Genomic DNA, 18958 nt, shown 5'->3' with positions numbered 1-18958 from the left:
GGGCCGTGGCATTACTGTATGCACGCGGACTCTAGCACTAGTTGATTACACTGCGTAGCGTCAGGAAAAAGTGTGATGCATATCACGCTAAGTTGGGGTGGGCAGGGGGATTAAAGGTGACTTTGATCACAAAAATACCCTGTAATAAAGCAACGCCGGCGAAAAAATGCGCGCAACAGCGGTAAAAATGTGACAAAAATCACCTTTCACCTGGGCCGGTTTGTTTCACAAATGTGATTGAGATCACAAACTATTTTTGGTTGAAAATGCGCCAGATCACACTCTGTGCTGACAGAAAAAGGCGATGTAAGGAAGTGACGAAAATCTGAAAAAGCGGGCAGGGGTGAACTGCCCGCTGAGCGGCTTACTGCAAACCACCCTGTACGGCATTTTGTGCCTGGGTCAGCGCCTGCGTGTTGCTGGCGAGATTGCTCATCAGCGTATTGTATTGCGTGGCCTGCTCCTGGGTCGGGAACTGAACGCCGCCGTCATTGAAGCTGACGCGTGCGCCCTGCGACTGCAGATAATCGCCGGCCTGAACTGCCGACTGGCTCAGCGCCTGCAGCTGCGGCAGCAGCGGGATCAGCGTGCTGGCTGGCTGCGTCACCACTTTGGCGTACACGCTGTCGTACACTTTCTTCAGATCGTCCGGCTGCTTCAGCGTGGCTTTGCTGCTGTCGGCCTGCATTTTGGCGCTCTGAATCTGCTGCGTCAGCACGCTCAGATTGCCGCTCGCCTGGCGCAGGCTGTCGCGGCGTGTCAGGTAATCCTGCGGCACGCGAATAGCCGCCAGCTCATCAACCACCGGGCGCATGCCCTGATCCACCGCCTGATTCACCTGCTGCGAGAAGCCATACAGGATGGCGTAATCACTGGCGTAGTTACCGAAGGTTTGCTTCTGGTTTTCGCTCAGGCTGGGCAGATGTTCACCGCTGCGCATCACGGTGTTTTGCAGAAAATCAGTAAAGGCTTTGCGCTGATCGCCCTCTTTATCGCCGCAGGCGGTAAGCTGCAGCACAAGTAGCACGCCGGTCAGCAGCATGCCGCTACGCATCCAGATGCGGGAAATTCCTGACGCCATAATTCAACTCCTGTTGTGACGATGGCTAAATTCGATTCGCTGGGAAAGGTCCTAAAGAATAGTGCAATGGCCCCGGCTGTACAACGGCTGGTCTGCAGTGCTTCACGCTGGTGCGTGCCTGCTGCACAACTGTGCAGCGCAGCCTGCCTGCGAGCGCAGCGCTGTGCAATAACGCATGTAATTCAGGCTGATAGCAACCTGGCATTGATATTGCCTGCTTTCTGGCAGATGCAGGAGCGATCGCGGGCAACCGACGTCGCCACACAATTTGCAATGGGTCACTAGGGTTCCGATCGCGAGATGCTGGTCCGAGAGTGACCGACCGTCCTCTGACGGTTACACGGCGGGAAAAAAGCCCGGGAGGAAAGCGAGAACGTTGCTCGCCGCCTCCTGCCTGATTTTAGTCCGTTAACGCCAGAGGAATCATCATGATTAAAGCCTGTCTGAGCCTGCTGCTGATTTGCAGTGTCGCCCTGTTCAGCGTTCCGTCGCTGGCCGCCGCTAAACCTTCCTTTAAGCTTTGCTGGTCCATCTACGCTGGCTGGATGCCGTGGGATTACGCCCAGCAAAGCGGCATCGTGAAAAAGTGGGCCGATAAGTACGGCATCGATATTCAGTTTGTGCAGGTTAACGACTATATCGAGTCGGTTAATCAGTACACCGCAGGTGGCTTTGACGGCTGCACCATGACCAATATGGATGCGCTGACCATTCCGGCGACCGGCGGCGTCGACAGCACTGCGCTGATTGTCGGCGACTACTCCAACGGTAACGACGGCATTCTGCTTAAAGGCGCGGACAGCGTCAGCGCGCTGAAAGGCAAACCCATCAACCTCGTCGAACTGTCGGTCTCACACTATCTGCTGGCGCGCGCGCTGGAGAAATCCGGCATGAGCGAGAAAGACGTCAGGGTGGTTAACACCGCCGATGCCGATCTGGTGGCGGCGTTTGGCACTGCTGACGTTAATGCCATCGTCACGTGGAATCCGCTGCTGGCGGAAGCAGAGAAGCAGCCGGACAGCCATCTGGTGTTCTCCTCGGCGCAGATCCCGGGCGAAATCCTCGACCTGCTGGTGGTCAACACCGCCACGCTCAACAAATATCCTCAGCTCGGCAAAGCGCTGACCGGCGCCTGGTACGAGACGCTGCACAGCATGGCCGGACAGAGCGACAGTGCCAAAGCGGCGCGCACGCAGATGGCGCAAGCATCCGGGACCGATCTGGCCGGTTTTGATCAGCAGCTTGCCGCGACACACCTGTTCAGCGATGCCAAAACCACGCTGGATTTTGTCGACAGCCCGCAGCTGAAAGCCACGATGCAACTGGTGGCCGAATTCTCCTTTAAACACGGCCTGCTGGGCGAAGGCGCGCCGGGGGCCGATGCGGTAGGGGTCGCTACACCGGCCGGTAACTGGGGCGATGCCGGCAACATCAAACTGCGCTTTACCGACACCTTCACCAAACTGGCCGCTGCCGGTCAGCTGTAAGCGAGGCGCTGCCGATGCGTAAATTGATTAACTACCAACCGCTGCCGCTCGGCCGCCTGCTGCTTGGCATTCTGCCGCTGCTGGCGGTGCTGCTGGTCTATCTGTTCGCGTCGGATGCGCGCCTCAGCCTGAACGCGGCAGACAAACTGCTGCCGGGATTCAACGCCATGGGCGAGGCCATCAGCCGGATGGCGTTTCAGCCCAGCCCGCGCACCGGCGAATATCTGCTGTGGAGCGATACCGCCGCCAGCCTGCTGCGTTTGCTGAGTGGCGTCGCTATCAGCGCGCTGCTGGCGCTGGCAATCGGCCTGTTCACCGGCGCGCTGCCGGTGGTGCGCGCGGTGCTGGCACCGCTGGTAACGCTGTTTGCGCTGGTGCCGCCGCTGGCGATTCTGCCCATTCTGTTTATCTGCTTTGGCCTTGGCGAAGTCTCCAAAGTGGTGCTGATCGTTATCGGCATCACGCCGCTGATCGCCCGCGATCTGCAACTGCAGGTGCAGAAAATCCCGCAGGAGCAGCTGGTTAAAGCGCAGACGCTGGGTGCGCATAGCGCACAGATTCTGTGGCGGGTGATTCTGCCGCAGCTGATGCCGCGCCTGTGCGATGCGGTGCGGCTGTCGCTCTGTTCGGCGTGGCTGTTCCTGATTGCTGCCGAAGCGATTGCGGCCACGGAAGGCCTCGGTTATCGCATCTTCCTGATGCGCCGCTATCTGGCCATGGATGTGATTCTGCCGTACGTGGCGTGGATCACCCTGCTGGCCTTTGCCCTCGACCTGCTGCTGCGGCTCGCCAGCCGACGCTGCTGGCCGTGGTATCACGCCAAATAAGGAGCGCGCGATGCCCTTACTGCAACTGAAAAATCTGGAAAAACACTACGGCGATCAGGTGGTGCTGGAGCGGCTGAATATAGAGGTCGAGCGCGGCGAGTTCGTGGCGATTGTCGGCGCCTCCGGCTGCGGCAAAACCACGTTTCTGAATATGCTGCTCGGCACCGAAGCGCCGACCAAAGGCGAGCTGCTGCTGGATGGCGCACCGATTCCCGACGAGCCGGACGCCCATCGCGGCGTGGTGTTTCAGCGCTACTCGGTGTTTCCGCATCTGACGGTGCTGGGCAACGTAATGCTGGCTGACGAGTTCAGCAGCGCACGCTGGCTGGGACGCGTCTGGGGACGCAAACGTCAGGCGATTCGCCAGCGCGCGCAGGCAATGCTGGCGCAGGTCGGACTGGAACAGGCGCAGAGCAAATATCCGCATCAGCTGTCGGGCGGCATGCAGCAGCGTCTGGCCCTGGCGCAGGCGCTGATGAAACAGCCGCGCATTCTGCTGCTGGATGAACCTTTTGGCGCGCTCGATCCCGGTATTCGCAGCGAGATGCATCAGCTGATCACCCAGCTGTGGCAGCAGCATCAGCTGACCATTTTCATGATCACCCACGATCTGAAAGAGGGCTTCAGCCTCGCGTCACGCCTGCTGGTGTTCGACAAACTGCGCCACGATCCGCACGCGCCGCAAGCCTGGGGCGCCACTATCACTTACGACCTGCCGCTGGATCGCACTCAGCCTGCCGCTGAGGTGCTGTCCACGACGCAGGTGGCTTAAAGGAGAGCACGATGCAGCCATACCAAACCCTGCTGCCCGCCGGGGCGCACTGGTCTTTTGTCATGCGCAGCGGCAGCGCGCTGACGCTGACCGATGTGGTGGGCGGCGCCAGCGCCAGCCTGCTGTTTTATAACCCGGAAAACCTGCTGGAGCGCTACAACGCGCCGGATACGCTCAAATGCCAGCACACTTTCCGGCTCACCGCCGGCCACTGTCTCTACTCGGACATGGGGCGCATTTTCTGCGGCATTGAACACGACAGTTTCGGCTGGCACGAGAGCGTGTGCGGCACGCTGAACGCGGCACAGACTGCCGCGCGCTATGGGGTCAGCGATTATCAGCAGGCGCGCAACCTGCGCCATCAAAACGGCTACGACAGCTTCCTCGTCGAGCTGGCGAAATATGGCCTTGGCCAGCGCGACATGGCGGCCTGCCTCAATCTGTTTGCGCAGGTACGCGCCGATGACAGCGGGTGCTTAACGCTGGAGCGGCAGGGCCAAGCCGGCGCGCAGGTTCGGCTGCGTTTCGCCATGGACACGCTGGTGCTGCTGCACACCTGTCCGCACCCGCTCAGCCCGGCGAGCGATTATCCGTGCCAGCCGCTGCAGCTAACGCTGGATGCGCAGCGCGCGCCGCTGCCGGAAATCTGTCTGCAGCGCGCGGAAAACCAGCGCGGCCTGCGCAATAACGCCCTCTATCAACTGCAGGGAGAAGTGTGATGATTAAAGAGAGTGAACGAAACCCGGCGCAGGCGCGTCTGCAACAGCAGATCGACGCCGGTGATTACTGGCTGCAGCGCATTGCCGCTGGAGAAACGCTGCGCATTACCGATCTGGAAGGCAATCAGGCGGCGGATACGCTGTTTTTCAACGCCGACGATACCGCCGAGCGCTACAGCATGAGCGAGACGCTGCGTGGCCAGCACAACGTGTTTCTCACGGCCGGCAGCGTGCTGCGTTCTAATCTTGATCGGCCGATGCTGACCATCACCGCCGATACCTGTGGCCGTCACGATACGCTCGGCGGCGCCTGCTCGTGCGAGAGTAATACGGTGCGTTATGACCTCGAAAAGCGCCACATGCACTCCTGCCGCGACAGCTGGATGCTGGCGGTCGCCGCGCATCCGGAGTCTGGCCTGACGCGCCGCGATATCACGCACAACATTAACTTCTTTATGAATGTGCCGGTGACCCACGACGGCGGCCTGACGTTTGCTGATGGCATCTCCGCGCCGGGCAAGTATGTTGAGATGGTGGCGCAGATGAACATTCTGGTGCTGATCTCCAACTGTCCGCAGCTCAACAATCCCTGTAACGGTTACAACCCGACGCCGATTGCCGTCAGCGTGTGGTGATTCTCTGACGCAACGGGACGACCCGTTTTACGCCGTCACAGCTGGTGCAGGACGACCTGCCGCAATAAGAGTATTCAGTCATGATTGATCGCGTATTGATTGCCAACCGTGGCGCGATTGCCGTGCGCATCATCCGTACCCTGCAGGCCATGAATATCCGGGCGATTGCCGTCTATGCCGAAGCCGACCGCCATGCGCGCCACGTGCGGCTGGCCGATGAAGCCTGGTCGCTGGGCGAGGGCCAGGTGCGCGACACCTATCTCAACCAGGACAAACTGCTGGCGATTGCCGCGCAGAGCGGCGCGCAGGCGCTGCATCCGGGCTATGGCTTTCTCAGTGAAAAACCGGAGTTCGTCACGCGCTGCGAAGCGGCGGGCCTGCATTTTCTCGGGCCGGATGCGGCGCAGATGCGGGCGTTTGGCCTGAAACATCGCGCGCGTGAGCTGGCGCAGCAGAACGCGGTGCCACTGCTGCCGGGCAGCGGCCTGCTGACCTCCCTGCAGCAGGCACAGGCCGCCGCGCAACAGATTGGCTATCCGGTGATGCTGAAAAGCACCGCCGGCGGGGGCGGCATTGGGATGCAGCGCTGCAACAGCGCGGACGAGCTGGAGGAAGCCTTTATCCGCGTGAAGCGTCTGGCAGGTAACAACTTCGCCGACGATGGCGTGTTTTTAGAGAAATTTATCGCCCGGGCGCGCCATATCGAAGTACAGATTTTTGGCGATGGCCACGGCAACGTGATTGCGCTGGGCGAACGCGACTGCTCGGCGCAGCGCCGTAATCAGAAGGTGCTGGAGGAGACGCCCGCGCCGCGGCTCAGCGATGCGGTGCGCGCGCAGTTGCAGGCCACCGCCGTACGGCTGGCGCGCGCGGTTAACTATCGCAGCGCTGGCACGGTGGAGTATGTCTATGATGAGGTCAGCCAGCAATTCTGGTTCCTGGAGGTGAATACCCGCCTGCAGGTCGAGCATGGCGTCACTGAACTGGTGTACGGCGTAGACTTGGTGCGCTGGATGGTCGAACTGGCGCAGCAGCGTTTGCCGCCGCTGGCGACGCTGCAACCGGTGGCGCAGGGCCATGCCATTCAGGTGCGGCTGTACGCTGAGGATCCGGCGAAGCAGTTTCAGCCGAGCGCCGGACTGCTCAGCCACGTGCAGTTCCCGACGGCGCTCGATCACGCCACGCTGCGCATCGACAGCAGCGTAGAGAGCGGCATGGAGGTTTCACCGTTTTACGATCCGATGCTGGCGAAGATCCTCGTGCATGCGGCCGATCGCCAGCGCGCGCTTGATGGCATGATCGCGGCGCTGGCGCAGAGTGAGCTGTATGGCATCGAGACCAACCTGCGCTGGCTGCGTCAGCTCTGTACGCTGCCGGACGTGCAGCAGGGACGCATCATTACCGCCACGCTCGGCAGCGTGGCGTGGCAGCCGCCGACGCTGGATATCCTCAGCGGCGGCACTCTCACCACGGTGCAGGATGCGCCGGGCCGCGTCGGCTACTGGCACGTCGGCGTACCGCCTTCCGGGCCGTTCGACAGCCGCGCCTTTCAGCTGGGCAATCGCCTGCTGGGTAACGAGGCCCAGGCGGCCGGGCTGGAAATCACGTTGCGCGGCCCGACGCTGCGCTTTAATCAGGCATGCAGCTTTGTGCTGAGCGGCGCGCCGCTGGCGGCCACCCTCGACAGCCAGCCGCTGGCGATGCATCAGGTGCTGCATGCGCAGGCCGGGCAAACCCTGACGCTGGGCGACGTGCGCGACGGCTGCCGCAGCTATCTGCTGCTGGCGGGCGGGCTGGATACGCCGCGCTATCTGGGCAGCCGCAGTACCTTTACGCTGGGTAAGTTTGGCGGTCACGCCGGGCGGGCGCTGCGCGCCGGCGACGTGCTGCAGCTGGCCGCGCCGCGTCAGGCTGCGGCGGCGCGCCTGCCCGAGACGCTGCTGCCGCCGCTTAACGGTGAATGGCAGCTGCGCGTTGTTTATGGTCCGCACGGCGCACCCGCCTTCTTTACCGATGACGATATAAGCGAATTTTTCGCTGCCGAGTGGCAGGTGCACTACAACTCCAGCCGCACCGGGATTCGGCTGATCGGCCCGAAACCTGACTGGGCGCGCAGCGACGGCGGTGAGGCGGGCATGCATCCGTCCAATATTCACGACAACGCCTATGCCTTTGGCACGGTGGATTTTACCGGTGATATGCCGGTGATCCTTGGTCCGGACGGCCCTTCGCTGGGCGGCTTTGTCTGCCCGGCGACGGTGATCGACGCCGATCTGTGGAAGCTGGGTCAGCTCAAAGCGGGCGATCGACTGCGCTTTGTGCCGATCGCCCTTGCTGATGCCGATCGTCTGGCGCAGGCGCAGCGTCACGAGATCGCGCATCTGCAACCGGAAGCGGTGTGCGTGGCGCCAGCACTGCCGCTGATCGATCCGATCTTGCACCAGCATGCAGCAACCGCCGGGCGGCCTGCACTGTGCGTGCGCGCCGCGGGCGACCGTTTTCTGCTGGTGGAGTATGGCGCGCTGACGCTGGACATCGCGCTGCGTTTCCGCGTCCACGCCCTCATGCAGTGGCTGGAGGCGCATCCGCTGGCGGGTCAACTGGAGCTGACGCCCGGCATCCGCTCGTTACAGGTGCATTATGATGCGCAGCAGTGCGCAAGAAGTGAGCTGTTGGCGCAAATTTTGCACGCTGATAATCTGCTGGGCGACCTCGCCGACGCGGCTGTGCCGTCGCGCACCGTGTGGCTGCCGCTCAGCTGGGATGATGCCGCCTGCCGTGAAGCCGTGACACGCTATAGCCAGTCGGTGCGTCCGAATGCGCCCTGGTGCCCGAGCAACATTGAGTTTATCCGGCGCATCAACGGGCTCGATAGCGTGGAAGCGGTGAAACAGATTGTGTTCAGCGCCTCGTATCTGGTGATGGGGCTGGGCGATGTCTATCTCGGCGCGCCGGTGGCAACGCCACTCGATCCGCGTCACCGCCTGGTGACCACCAAATACAATCCGGCGCGCACCTGGACAGCGGAAAACTCGGTGGGCATCGGCGGCGCGTATCTGTGTGTTTATGGCATGGAAGGGCCGGGCGGCTATCAGTTCGTCGGACGTACGCTGCAGATGTGGAATCGCGATCGCCGCACCAACGCCTTTCCCCAGCCGTGGCTGCTGCGTTTCTTCGACCAAATCCGTTTTTATCCGGTCAGTGCCGACGAACTGCTGCAAATTCGCGAACGTTTCCCGTGGGGCGATTATCCGCTGCGCGTGGAAGCCGGTGAGTTCCGGCTGGCCGAGTATCAGGCGCTGCTGACTGCCCAGGCGACGGAGATCGACGCGTTCCAGCAGCAGCGTCAGCAGGCGTTTGACGCCGAGCTGGCACGCTGGCGCGCCGATGGTCAGTTCACCTTCGACAGCCAGCTGCAGGCGCAGAGCAGCGAGGAAGTGGTGGTGCCGGCGGGCTGCCACAGCGTGGAGAGCCAGGTGGCGGGCAGCGTGTGGCAATGGCTGGTGGCGGAAGGCAGTGACGTGACCGCGGGTGCCACGGTAGGCATTCTCGAATCCATGAAGATGGAAATCCCGATCGTGGCGCCGGTCAGTGGCAAAATCCACAGCCTGCAACGCCAGGCCGGGCAGCAAGTGCAGGCGGGTCAGTTACTTATGGTGATCGATCCGTTTGCAGTATAAGAAAGAAGAAAAAATAATCAGGAAACAGGCAGCAAAGCCGGGGATCTGACCCATACTTAGAGACCCGGTTCAATGTTGCATTGCCCTGACATCTTTTCGCAGTGTGCAACAGGCTGTGTCCCGTAACGGTTTCATTAAAACACTATTTTCGCCCTGATAAGGGAAAACTGTTTCGGGATACAGCCTGATAAGGCCGGTTTCAGCGCCTGGTGGCGCTTACCTCTCTACTTTCACGTGCTTCATAGTGAGTTTTAAGGAGTTCTCTATGGAAATAAAAGATCCAATGGTCGAATTACTCAGCAGTCTTGAGCAAATTGTTTTGACACGTGATGCACAGACTCCCGTATCAGAAATTGCACTCAATACCGTTTCCGTTCCCGAACCGCAGCGTTTACGCGAGATGACCGGCATGCAGGTGGATGAATTCGCCCGCGTGATGGGGGTGAGCGTCTCGTCAGTAAAAAGCTGGGAAGCGCAACGTACGCGCCCATCCGCCACGGCTCGCAAACTGATGAAACTGCTGCAGGCCAATCCGTATCTGGGCCGACAGCTGCTGGAATAACGCCGACTATCGGTTCTCTGTGACCCGCCTGCACGGCGGGTTTTTTTCAGCTTAAGCCACCGTATTTCGCCGCCTGTTTGACAAACCAGCTCTCCGGCACGCTGTACGGCGGTTTTGCCAGCTGCGCGATGCCCTGTTCAATGATGTGATTCGCCTGCTGCCATAAACGCCGATCGCCCTGCTGTAACAGCTGAATCTGAATCTGTTTCTCGACCAGGTAAACCCGGGCAAAGTTGGGATCGAACTGCACGATGGCACGGGTGTTATCGATGATATCGGCCAGCTTGATGGTTTGCGCCTCGGGCGAGGCTTCGGCAGTGTGGCGAAAGTGTGCCAGCTTCCGGGCGGTACGATTCTTTGCCTGCGGCTGGGCGCTGTCGGTAAGCATGTCCACCAGGTGTGCAACGCGCGGACCAAAGTGTTCTTCAATATCCTGTAAAGTACTGGCGGTGTCCTCCACCGTGTCGTGCAGCCAGGCGGCAGCGATCATCGCTTCGTCATCGCTTACGCTGCGCACCAGCTCCGCGACGGCAGCCGGATGCACAATATAGGGTTCGTCGGTGTATTTGCGACGCTGGCCCGCATCGGCATGTGCCTGCGTGGCATAACGGCGCGCCTGCTCTTCCAGTGAATCACGCATCTTCACACTCCAGGAAAAAGTTGCTTGCAATTATCTAGCGCGCTATCTATATTGAGTCGCATGAACAGTAATCAAGATGACAAAAAAGTGAAGCCTGCGCCACTCCAGCTTGATCAGCATCTGTGTTTCGCGCTCTATTCGGCGAACCTGGCGATGCATAAAGTCTATCGCCAGCTGCTGGCGGCGCTGGAGATCACCTATCCGCAATATCTGGTGATGCTGGTGCTGTGGCATCAGGATGATCTGACGGTATCGGAGATTGGTGAAAAGCTGTTTCTCGATTCGGCCACCCTGACGCCACTGCTGAAACGACTGGAGAGCGCTGGTCTGCTGCGCCGCCAGCGTTCGCGTCAGGATGAGCGCCAGGTCGTGGTCACGCTGACCGACCAGGGACGCGCGCTGCAGGAAAAAGCCGCCAGCATTCCGGAAGCGGTACAGTGCGCGACCGCCTGCGATACCGACACTATGGCGGCGCTGAAACAGCAGCTGGACGATCTGCGCGGCAACCTGAATCGCGCCACCTGAGCATCAGGGATGTCGCTGCGGCGGCATCCTGAGAGTGAAGTTTTCCCTTGTGCCTTATAAATAGCACGCGATTGTATAGCGAATAGTGAGGTTATGATGTCTTTAGAAAAAGTGATTTACACCGCCAAAGCCAAAGCAACCGGTGGCCGCGATGGCCGCGCCACCTCGTCTGATAACGTGCTGGACGTGAAGCTGGGCGTGCCAAAAGAGATGGGCGGCGCGGGCGGCGAGGTGACGAACCCGGAGCAGCTGTTTGCTGCCGGCTACTCTGCCTGCTTCCTCGGCGCGATGAAATTTGTCGCCGGCCGCGACAAAATCGCCATGCCAAAAGACGCGTGGATTGAGGGCGAAGTGGGGATTGGTCCTATCCCCACCGGTTTTGGCATTGAAGCAAAACTGAATATCCATCTGCCAGAGATGGACGCGGCGGAAGCGCAGAAGCTGGTTGATGCGGCACACATTGTTTGTCCGTACTCAAACGCGACGCGCGGCAACATCGACGTGACGCTGAATATCATCAACTAAGTTGATGCATGCATAAAAGGCTCCTGCGGGAGCCTTTTTTATCACGAACACCATCCCGCATCCCATCGAACTAAAGAATTTTCTGGTCTTACCATTGGTTAAATGTTCTACTGCTGCGCTCCGTGCATCATCGTAATTATTTGGGTTCAGATTCGTCCCGATCCTACTCGCCAGGTCACGCTTTTCTGCTACGCAAGCGAACCTTACGCTCTTTGCACAGTCACATTTACGGTTGAAGCATCGACACCAGGTCGGGAACAGAAATTTATATGAATTACATTAAAAGTTTAACGCAGCAAAAGTTGTCGCTTTTGCTGGCGCTCTATCTTGGCATCTTGTTGAATTTGCCAATCTTTTATCGCCGTTTTGACGGCTTCTTAACGAAATCCACCGTCACCAACTGGTTATCCGCCGCGGCGGAAGTGACCGCTGCCGTACTGCTGACCTTCTTCCTGATGCGACTGCTGTCGCTGGGTGGCAAATGGTTTTATCGCGTGATCGCCAGCCTGCTGGTGGTGATTTCGGTTGCCGCCGCCTATTACATGGCGTTCTTTAACGTGGTGATCGGTTACGGCATCGTGGCGTCGGTCATGACCACCGATGTCGATCTCTCTAAAGAGGTTATCGGGCTGCACTTTGTATTGTGGATGGTGCTGGTGAGCGCACTGCCGCTGCTGCTGATCTGGCGCAATAACCTGAGCCTGACACTGATTGAACAGCTGAAAACCCCCGGTCAGCGTCTGAAACCTACAGTGATCCTGCTGCTGAGCGTGGCGCTGGTATGGCTGCCGATTCGCTACTTCGACAAGCTGCAAAAAGCCAATGAAGAGATCACCAATATCGACCTGCCAAGCTATGGCGGCGTAGTGGCGCACTCTTATCTGCCTTCGAACTGGATCGCGGCGCTGGGCCTGTTCGCCTGGACCAAGGTGGATGAGAGGCTGGACAGCCAGGAGTTACTCGATCCGGCGAAGAAGTTTACCTATATAGCGCCGCCTGGCATTGACGATACCTATGTGGTGTTTGTGATTGGCGAGACCACGCGCTGGGATCACATGGGCATGCTGGGCTATAACCGCGATACCACGCCGAAGCTGTCGAAAGAGAAGAATCTGGTGGCATTCCGCGGTGAATCCTGTGATACCGCCACCAAGCTGTCGCTGCGCTGCATGTTTGTGCGCGAGGGCGGCACCATGGATAACCCTGGCCGTACGCTGAAAGAGCAGAACATTTTTGCGGTGATGAAAGAGCTGGGCTTCACCTCCGAGCTGTTCGCCATGCAGAGCGAAGTGTGGTTCTACGACAACGCCGATGTGAATAACTTCTCGTTCCGCGAGCAGATTGGTTCTGAGAAGCGTAATCAGGGCAAAGCGGTGGACGATATGCTGCTGGTGCCAGAGCTACAGGCTTCACTGCAGCGCTTCCCGAAAGGCAAGCATCTGGTGGTGTTGCACACGAAAGGTTCGCACTATCTCTATTCACAGCGTTATCCGCGCGAGTTTGCCCGCTATCAGCCTGAGTGTATTGGCGTGGACGATAAGTGCAGCAAAGCCCAGCTGATTAACGCCTACGACAACTCGATTCTGTATGTTGATACCATGCTGGACAGCGTGCTGGATCAGCTGCGTGATAAGAAGGCGATTGTGTTCTATGCCGCGGACCACGGTGAGTCGATCAGCGAAAATATGCACCTGCACGGTACGCCGCGCGAGATGGCACCGCCGGAGCAGTTCCGTGTGCCGATGATTGTCTGGGCGTCGGATAAGTATTTGCAGGACCCGACCAACCGCAGCAACTTTGAGCGCTTGCAGGCGCAGCAGCGCGTCGGCAAAACCCATCGTCACGTCGAACTGTTCGACACCATTTTAGGGTGTCTGGGTTACAGCTCGCCGGATGGCGGTATTAAAGCGGCGAATAACTGGTGCCAGGCACCTGCCTCGACCAGCAGTGCAAAAGCGTTGTAATTCGTGCCTGGATCTTATTGAGCAGGCAGGTGTTTAAGGCACTGCTTGCTTTCCAGGCAATCAGGCGGATTTTCGGGAAAAGGGATTGACGCTCTAAAGTCACGGCAGTAATATTCGCCCCCATCGGCGAGTAGCGCAGCTTGGTAGCGCAACTGGTTTGGGACCAGTGGGTCGGAGGTTCGAATCCTCTCTCGCCGACCATCATTTAAGAAACCTGCTTTGCAAAAAGCAGGTTTTTTTTCGTCTGTCGTAAAAGAGGATGAGAACCTCCGAAGGAGGTTTGAGCCGAGCGAAGCGAGACCACTGTGTCTGTCGTTTTTGCACTCTCAGGGTGAAATACAGGACCGCTCCGTAAAGACGCTGTCTCATCCCTGATCGCTCGGCACACGCCATCCATGGCGTGTGACGCTTTACTCCACGGCCCCGTATCCCACCCTTTATCCGGCTTCGGTGATGGCTGAAGGTTTACTGGCTGCCGTGCACATCCCCAGGTGCGTATAAATACGCACCCTACAAAAGTGCATAATCCTGTAGATACCGTCTTGCCGGTTACCTGGCAAGACATATTTCGGCATCGAACGGACGACCCGATTTCAGCACGCCATAAGCCAGCTGCAGCAGCTTCTTCATCGCCGCGCACACCACGACTTTTCCCGTTTTCTTACCCGCATCCAGCCGTTTCTTCAGCGCACTCACCGCCGGATTCCACTTCATCGCCACTATCGCAGGCATGTACAGGGCCTTGCGCATCGCGCTGTTGCCCATCTTCGATATCCTGCTTTTGCCCTTCCACTCACCGGACTCCTGCCGCATCGGATTCAGACCCACCCACGCCACAAGCGCCTTGCTGCTGCTGAACCTCGACATGTCCCCCAGATACGCCAGCATCGTGCTGCTCAGCACGCCCGCGATGCCCGGGATGGACTCCAGCAGTTCCCTGTTCTTTTTAAGGCCCGGATCATTGTCGATATGGTCGTTTATTGCCCGCTTCGTTTCGTCTATCTGCGCATCCAGCGCCGCAATGACCACGCGGATTGAGGGCTGCACCACCGCATCCGAGACCTCCAGCCGGTTCTCTTCCATCTGCCGCATTTCCTGAAGATTCGTCAGGCGCTTCACCAGCGCCTTCAGCCTGCGTTCATTCAGCGGCGCCGGCTGCCACAGCGACGGGCCGTGCAGTTTACAGTAGCGCGCTATCATGCGCGCATCGTCTTTATCCGTCTTGTTACGGCTCAGCTCCGCCTGTCCGAAGCGCCTGATGCGCGCGGGATTTTCCACGCTGACATCATAGCCTTCGTCGTGCAGGAAGGTGGCCAGCGGCTCACTGTACGCGCCGGTAGCCTCCATGCAGATATGGCAGCAGCCGAACGGCTCCAGCCATTTTTTCAGGGCGATAAAGCCCTTAGGGGTGTTGGGAAAGACTTTGGTTTTGTAAGACGTGTCGCCTTTCCAGACGGCCACATCAAACTTTCCGGAGGCAACATCAATGCCGACAGGCATACGGGTTTGCATAGATTCTCCTTAACAGCACAGGGAAACCGCCATGACCATCCTTATGGATGCGTGCTCGGGGCACAGGATACCGTCCGGTCTTGAAGGCGGGAGTTAAGTTGCCGGGGATGAATCTACGAAGCAGGCTTTATGCCCAGGGGGCGCCCCCATCTCACCAGCAACTTCCCGATGATCAGTCGGGGATCATCATACCCGGAGGAGAATGATCGGGATATAAGGGGCGCCATTCATGGCGAGCGGACGGCCACGCCGGAAGCCACGCCCATCATTCAGCAGCACGTTCCCTGTAGGAGCGCCATTCATGGCGACCGGACGGCCACGCCGGAAGCCACGCCCATCATCCAGCAGCACGTTCCCTGTAGGGGCGCCATTCATGGCGACCGGATGGCCGCGCCCGCATCCACGCCCATCATTCAGCAGCACATTCCCTGTAGGGTCGCCATTCATGGCGACCGGATGGCCGCGCCGGAATCCACGTCCATCATTCATGGCGATCTGATGACCTTCCCTGAACCAGACTCACATTCTCGCAGCCATCAAGCAAAGTCATCAATTTACGCGTTCCATTAATCATCACCGGGATAAACCGTATTATCCTTCAACACCGCTCTTCATCCCTTGCTGCATCAAAGCACCTCTCTTAATTCGCGACACATTCTGCTTATGACCGGCTTTTGCTTTTTGCTGATTTCTTATGCCATTACGCCAGCATATTTCGCTGCCTGAACGTCATAACGCACGGGGAATCGTTCAGATATTCAACATTTACCGACAACTTTAAGACGTTTTTTAACGGTGATAATCACTGTCATCAGGCGCTATTGCCAGAGAATCACACGGCATTGCGCGCTTTATCACCTTTTTAAATTTTGGCTTAGCGTGCAAACACTGTTTTTTATCGTTGCTTGCACTTACTCACACTCTGTGTAAATAACCCCACGTTGTATTGACGTTCATTGCAACTGTTGACAAATTGATGCGTCAATAAGATGCAGAGACGGTCAGCGCTGGCAGGTTCCACGGCGTCAGCGCTACAACAATAACCGCTCGCATTTTGGTCATTACATAACTGACCTGCCCGAACCGCATAAAAAAATCAGAGGTCGGGCGACGCACACAACATCACATCACAATGGAGCAAAACATGATCAACTCCCTGGCCAAATCCAGGATGCTGAAGGTCGGTCTTAGCCTGATTGCTATGACCGTGGCCGCGGGCGTTCAGGCGAAAACCCTCGTTTACTGTTCAGAAGGTTCGCCGGAAGGCTTCAACCCGCAGCTGTTCACATCCGGCACCACTTACGATGCCAGCTCAGTACCGATCTACAACCGTCTGGTTGAGTTCAAAACCGGTACCACTGAGCTGCAGCCGGGCCTGGCAGAAAAATGGGACGTCAGCGAAGATGGTAAAACCTATACCTTCCATCTGCGTCAGGGCGTGAAGTGGCAAACCACCAAAGACTTCAAGCCGACCCGCACCTTCAACGCTGATGACGTCGTGTTCTCCTTCGAGCGCCAGCTCGATAAAAACAACAAGTACCACGGTGTCTCCGGCGGCAGCTACGAATACTTCGAAGGCATGGACATGCCGAAGCTGATCGCCAAAATCGAAAAAGTGGATGACTACACCGTACGCTTCACGCTGACCCGTCCGGAAGCGCCGTTCCTCGCCGACCTTGGCATGGACTTCGCGTCAATCCTGTCGAAAGAGTACGCCGACAACATGCTGAAAGCCGGCACGCCAGAAAAACTGGACCTCAACCCGGTGGGTACCGGTCCGTTCGTGCTGCAGCAGTACCAGAAAGACTCACGTATTCTGTACAAAGCCAACCCGGACTTCTGGGGCACCAAGCCAAAAATCGATCGCCTGGTGTTCTCCATCACGCCAGATGCTTCAGTGCGCTACGCCAAACTGCAGAAAGGCGAGTGTCAGGTGATGCCGTATCCCAACCCGGCTGATATCGCCAGCATGAAGAAAGACACCAAAATCAACCTGATGGAACAGCCAGGGCTGAACGTCGGTTACCTGTCTTTCAACACCGAGAAAAAACCGCTGGATAACGTCAAAGTGCGTCAGGCTCTGACCATGGCGGTGAACAAGCAAGCGATCATTGATGCGGTCTATCAGGGCGCCGGTCAGGCAGCGAAAAACCTGATCCCACCAACCATGTGGGGCTACAACAATGACGTCAAAGACTACGCTTACGATCCGGCCAAAGCCAAAGAGCTGCTGAAAGAAGCGGGCATGCCGGATGGCTTCAGCATTGACCTGTGGGCGATGCCGGTACAGCGTCCGTACAACCCGAACGCCCGTCGTATGGCGGAAATGGTTCAGGCTGACTGGGCGAAAATCGGCGTGAAAGCCAAAATCGTTACCTTCGAGTGGGGCGAGTACCTGAAGCGTGCTAAAGCCGGTGAACATCAGACCGTGATGATGGGCTGGACCGGTGATAACGGGGATCCGGATAACTTCTTCGCCACCCTGTTCAGCTGCGCGGCAGCGAAAGACGGTTCTAACTACTCACGCTGGTGCTACAAGCCGTTTGAAGATCTGATTCAGCCAGCGCGTGCTGAAGCCGATCACAACAAACGTATTGAGCTCTATAAGCAGGCGCAGGTGGTAATGCACGACCAGGCGCCAGCACTGATCATCGCGCACTCAACCGTGTACGAGCCAGTGAGCAAGAAAGTGAGTGGCTATGTGGTTGATCCATTAGGTAAACATCACTTCGAAAACGTCGACATCCAGGAATAACCTTTCGGATTATCGCGGTCAGGGCCAGCATGGCTGGCCCTCGGGCGGCACCTTCGCCGCCCGTACTCCGCACTTTATTTCCGGCTAATTTCTTATAAACCCTCAATACATTGCGCTGATGCAGCGTGAAGTATGACGGGGATTTTGAAGCGCTTCTTGCGTCGCGTCCGGCTATGCCGGCTGCGGATTGTGAGCAATGTAGTCCATGGCGTTAGCGCCACGGAAAATGACTGAGAATCCGGCTTATGCTGCAATTCATACTCCGACGTCTGGGCCTTGTCATCCCGACGTTCATCGGTATTACATTATTGACCTTTGCCTTCGTTCACCTGATCCCCGGCGACCCGGTGCTGATCATGGCCGGTGAACGCGGCATCTCCCCCGAACGTCATGCGCAGCTGATGGCCCAGTTTGGTCTCGATCAGCCGATGTGGAAACAGTACATCACTTACATCAACGGCGTGCTGCATGGCGATCTCGGCATCTCGCTGAAAAGCCGCATCCCGGTGTGGGATGAGTTCGTGCCGCGCTTTAAAGCCACGCTTGAGCTGGGCATTTGCGCCATGATCTTCGCCGTTGCCGTGGGTATTCCGGTCGGCGTGCTGGCGGCGGTGAAACGCGGCTCAATTTTCGATCACACCGCGGTGGGCATCTCGCTGACCGGCTACTCAATGCCGATCTTCTGGTGGGGCATCATGCTGATCATGCTGGTGTCGGTGCAGCTCAACCTGACGCCGGTCTCCGGTCGCGTCAGCGACACCATCTTCCTTGACGACAGCCATCCGCTCACCGGCTTTATGCTGATTGATACGCTGCTGTGGGGCGAAGAGGGCGACTTCAAAGATGCGGTGATGCACATGATCCTGCCGGCCATCGTGCTGGGCACCATTCCGCTGGCGGTGATTGTGCGTATGACGCGCTCCTCGATGCTGGAAGTGCTGGGTGAAGATTACATCCGCACCGCACGCGCCAAAGGCCTGACGCGCATGCGCGTGATCGTGGTGCATGCGCTGCGTAACGCCATGCTGCCGGTGGTCACGGTGATCGGTCTGCAGGTGGGCACGCTGCTGGCGGGCGCCATCCTCACCGAAACCATCTTCTCCTGGCCGGGACTCGGCCGCTGGCTGATCGAAGCACTGCAGCGCCGTGATTATCCGGTGGTGCAGGGCGGCGTGCTGCTGGTGGCAATCCTGATCATTCTGGTCAACCTGCTGGTTGATCTGTTGTACGGCGTGGTGAATCCGCGCATCCGTCATAAGAAATAAGGGGGAATC

16 protein-coding genes, 1 tRNA gene and 1 riboswitch are annotated in these 18958 nt (G+C 58.4%); of the genes, 14 read left to right on the top strand and 3 right to left on the bottom strand.

Annotation, left to right across the window (positions count from 1 at the left end):
• Nucleotides 1–364 precede the first annotated feature (364 nt).
• Nucleotides 365–1081, bottom strand: a complete 717-nt coding sequence (locus tag C1N60_RS19265) for a DUF3053 domain-containing protein (RefSeq protein WP_010616539.1) — start codon at nucleotides 1079–1081, stop codon at nucleotides 365–367.
• A 270-nt stretch (nucleotides 1082–1351) separates the two neighbouring features.
• Nucleotides 1352–1446, top strand: a riboswitch (guanidine-I (ykkC/yxkD leader).
• A 63-nt stretch (nucleotides 1447–1509) separates the two neighbouring features.
• Between C1N60_RS19265 and C1N60_RS19260 the strand changes: the two genes are divergently transcribed.
• From C1N60_RS19260 to C1N60_RS19230, 7 genes are all read left to right on the top strand, one after another.
• The gene (locus C1N60_RS19260) at nucleotides 1510–2568 is read left to right on the top strand and encodes a putative urea ABC transporter substrate-binding protein (protein WP_394521205.1); all 1059 of its coding nucleotides are present in this window, start codon (nucleotides 1510–1512) and stop codon (nucleotides 2566–2568) included.
• A gap of 14 nt (nucleotides 2569–2582) precedes the next feature.
• The gene (locus C1N60_RS19255) at nucleotides 2583–3395 is read left to right on the top strand and encodes an ABC transporter permease (protein ID WP_394521204.1); all 813 of its coding nucleotides are present in this window, start codon (nucleotides 2583–2585) and stop codon (nucleotides 3393–3395) included.
• A 10-nt stretch (nucleotides 3396–3405) separates the two neighbouring features.
• Nucleotides 3406–4167, top strand: coding sequence for an ABC transporter ATP-binding protein (locus C1N60_RS19250; RefSeq protein WP_058781654.1), 762 nt, complete (start codon nucleotides 3406–3408; stop codon nucleotides 4165–4167).
• A gap of 11 nt (nucleotides 4168–4178) precedes the next feature.
• The gene (locus C1N60_RS19245) at nucleotides 4179–4886 is read left to right on the top strand and encodes an urea amidolyase associated protein UAAP1 (RefSeq protein ID WP_058781653.1); all 708 of its coding nucleotides are present in this window, start codon (nucleotides 4179–4181) and stop codon (nucleotides 4884–4886) included.
• Nucleotides 4886–5521: an urea amidolyase associated protein UAAP2 gene (locus C1N60_RS19240; protein WP_021507029.1), complete on the top strand. Its 636-nt coding sequence runs from the start codon at nucleotides 4886–4888 to the stop codon at nucleotides 5519–5521. The genes C1N60_RS19245 and C1N60_RS19240 overlap by 1 nt, the downstream gene beginning before the upstream one ends.
• An 80-nt stretch (nucleotides 5522–5601) precedes the next feature.
• Entirely contained in the window at nucleotides 5602–9201 is a 3600-nt protein-coding gene (gene uca, locus C1N60_RS19235) for an urea carboxylase (RefSeq protein ID WP_394521203.1), read from the top strand.
• 265 nt (nucleotides 9202–9466) lie between these two features.
• On the top strand, nucleotides 9467–9763 hold the full coding sequence (locus C1N60_RS19230) for an HTH-type transcriptional regulator (RefSeq protein WP_021507026.1): 297 nt from the start codon (nucleotides 9467–9469) through the stop codon (nucleotides 9761–9763).
• A 46-nt stretch (nucleotides 9764–9809) separates the two neighbouring features.
• On the opposite strand, the gene C1N60_RS19225 is transcribed toward C1N60_RS19230, so the two are convergent.
• A complete protein-coding gene (locus tag C1N60_RS19225) occupies nucleotides 9810–10403 on the bottom strand; it encodes an HD domain-containing protein (RefSeq protein ID WP_125309574.1) in 594 nt (197 codons plus the stop codon).
• A gap of 60 nt (nucleotides 10404–10463) precedes the next feature.
• Here C1N60_RS19225 and C1N60_RS19220 point away from each other — a divergent pair, with 60 nt between their 5' ends.
• The 4 genes from C1N60_RS19220 (at nucleotide 10464) to C1N60_RS19205 (ending at nucleotide 13618) form a co-directional block, all read left to right on the top strand.
• Nucleotides 10464–10928: a MarR family winged helix-turn-helix transcriptional regulator gene (locus C1N60_RS19220; RefSeq protein ID WP_010616544.1), complete on the top strand. Its 465-nt coding sequence runs from the start codon at nucleotides 10464–10466 to the stop codon at nucleotides 10926–10928.
• Nucleotides 10929–11024: 96 nt separating this feature from the next.
• The gene (locus tag C1N60_RS19215) at nucleotides 11025–11453 is read left to right on the top strand and encodes an organic hydroperoxide resistance protein (protein ID WP_021507024.1); all 429 of its coding nucleotides are present in this window, start codon (nucleotides 11025–11027) and stop codon (nucleotides 11451–11453) included.
• 269 nt (nucleotides 11454–11722) lie between these two features.
• Complete coding sequence (eptB, locus tag C1N60_RS19210; RefSeq protein WP_282954984.1) at nucleotides 11723–13417, top strand: kdo(2)-lipid A phosphoethanolamine 7''-transferase; 1695 nt, start codon at nucleotides 11723–11725, stop codon at nucleotides 13415–13417.
• Nucleotides 13418–13541: 124 nt separating this feature from the next.
• Nucleotides 13542–13618: transfer RNA gene (locus C1N60_RS19205), tRNA-Pro, on the top strand.
• Between the two features lie 348 nt (nucleotides 13619–13966).
• On the opposite strand, the gene C1N60_RS19200 is transcribed toward C1N60_RS19205, so the two are convergent.
• Nucleotides 13967–14929: an IS110 family RNA-guided transposase gene (locus C1N60_RS19200; RefSeq protein WP_021312959.1), complete on the bottom strand. Its 963-nt coding sequence runs from the start codon at nucleotides 14927–14929 to the stop codon at nucleotides 13967–13969.
• Nucleotides 14930–15097: 168 nt separating this feature from the next.
• Here C1N60_RS19200 and C1N60_RS19195 point away from each other — a divergent pair, with 168 nt between their 5' ends.
• The 3 genes from C1N60_RS19195 (at nucleotide 15098) to dppB (ending at nucleotide 18949) form a co-directional block, all read left to right on the top strand.
• Nucleotides 15098–15499, top strand: a complete 402-nt coding sequence (locus C1N60_RS19195; RefSeq protein ID WP_136546660.1) for a hypothetical protein — start codon at nucleotides 15098–15100, stop codon at nucleotides 15497–15499.
• A 574-nt stretch (nucleotides 15500–16073) separates the two neighbouring features.
• Complete coding sequence (gene dppA / locus C1N60_RS19190; protein WP_058758078.1) at nucleotides 16074–17684, top strand: dipeptide ABC transporter periplasmic-binding protein DppA; 1611 nt, start codon at nucleotides 16074–16076, stop codon at nucleotides 17682–17684.
• 245 nt (nucleotides 17685–17929) lie between these two features.
• Entirely contained in the window at nucleotides 17930–18949 is a 1020-nt protein-coding gene (gene dppB / locus C1N60_RS19185; protein WP_021507021.1) for a dipeptide ABC transporter permease DppB, read from the top strand.
• Nucleotides 18950–18958 lie beyond the last annotated feature (9 nt).

The organism is Pantoea sp. SGAir0184 (assembly GCF_043544755.1).
This window is presented reverse-complemented; position numbering and strand designations above follow the sequence as displayed.

Coding starts and splice junctions, on each gene's coding strand:
- C1N60_RS19265 (WP_010616539.1), bottom strand. CDS start 1,081: ATGGCGTCAGGAATTTCCCGCATCTGGATGCGTAGCGGCATGCTGCTG.
- C1N60_RS19260 (WP_394521205.1), top strand. CDS start 1,510: ATGATTAAAGCCTGTCTGAGCCTGCTGCTGATTTGCAGTGTCGCCCTG.
- C1N60_RS19255 (WP_394521204.1), top strand. CDS start 2,583: ATGCGTAAATTGATTAACTACCAACCGCTGCCGCTCGGCCGCCTGCTG.
- C1N60_RS19250 (WP_058781654.1), top strand. CDS start 3,406: ATGCCCTTACTGCAACTGAAAAATCTGGAAAAACACTACGGCGATCAG.
- C1N60_RS19245 (WP_058781653.1), top strand. CDS start 4,179: ATGCAGCCATACCAAACCCTGCTGCCCGCCGGGGCGCACTGGTCTTTT.
- C1N60_RS19240 (WP_021507029.1), top strand. CDS start 4,886: ATGATTAAAGAGAGTGAACGAAACCCGGCGCAGGCGCGTCTGCAACAG.
- uca (WP_394521203.1), top strand. CDS start 5,602: ATGATTGATCGCGTATTGATTGCCAACCGTGGCGCGATTGCCGTGCGC.
- C1N60_RS19230 (WP_021507026.1), top strand. CDS start 9,467: ATGGAAATAAAAGATCCAATGGTCGAATTACTCAGCAGTCTTGAGCAA.
- C1N60_RS19225 (WP_125309574.1), bottom strand. CDS start 10,403: ATGCGTGATTCACTGGAAGAGCAGGCGCGCCGTTATGCCACGCAGGCA.
- C1N60_RS19220 (WP_010616544.1), top strand. CDS start 10,464: ATGAACAGTAATCAAGATGACAAAAAAGTGAAGCCTGCGCCACTCCAG.
- C1N60_RS19215 (WP_021507024.1), top strand. CDS start 11,025: ATGTCTTTAGAAAAAGTGATTTACACCGCCAAAGCCAAAGCAACCGGT.
- eptB (WP_282954984.1), top strand. CDS start 11,723: ATGAATTACATTAAAAGTTTAACGCAGCAAAAGTTGTCGCTTTTGCTG.
- C1N60_RS19200 (WP_021312959.1), bottom strand. CDS start 14,929: ATGCAAACCCGTATGCCTGTCGGCATTGATGTTGCCTCCGGAAAGTTT.
- C1N60_RS19195 (WP_136546660.1), top strand. CDS start 15,098: ATGATCAGTCGGGGATCATCATACCCGGAGGAGAATGATCGGGATATA.
- dppA (WP_058758078.1), top strand. CDS start 16,074: ATGATCAACTCCCTGGCCAAATCCAGGATGCTGAAGGTCGGTCTTAGC.
- dppB (WP_021507021.1), top strand. CDS start 17,930: ATGCTGCAATTCATACTCCGACGTCTGGGCCTTGTCATCCCGACGTTC.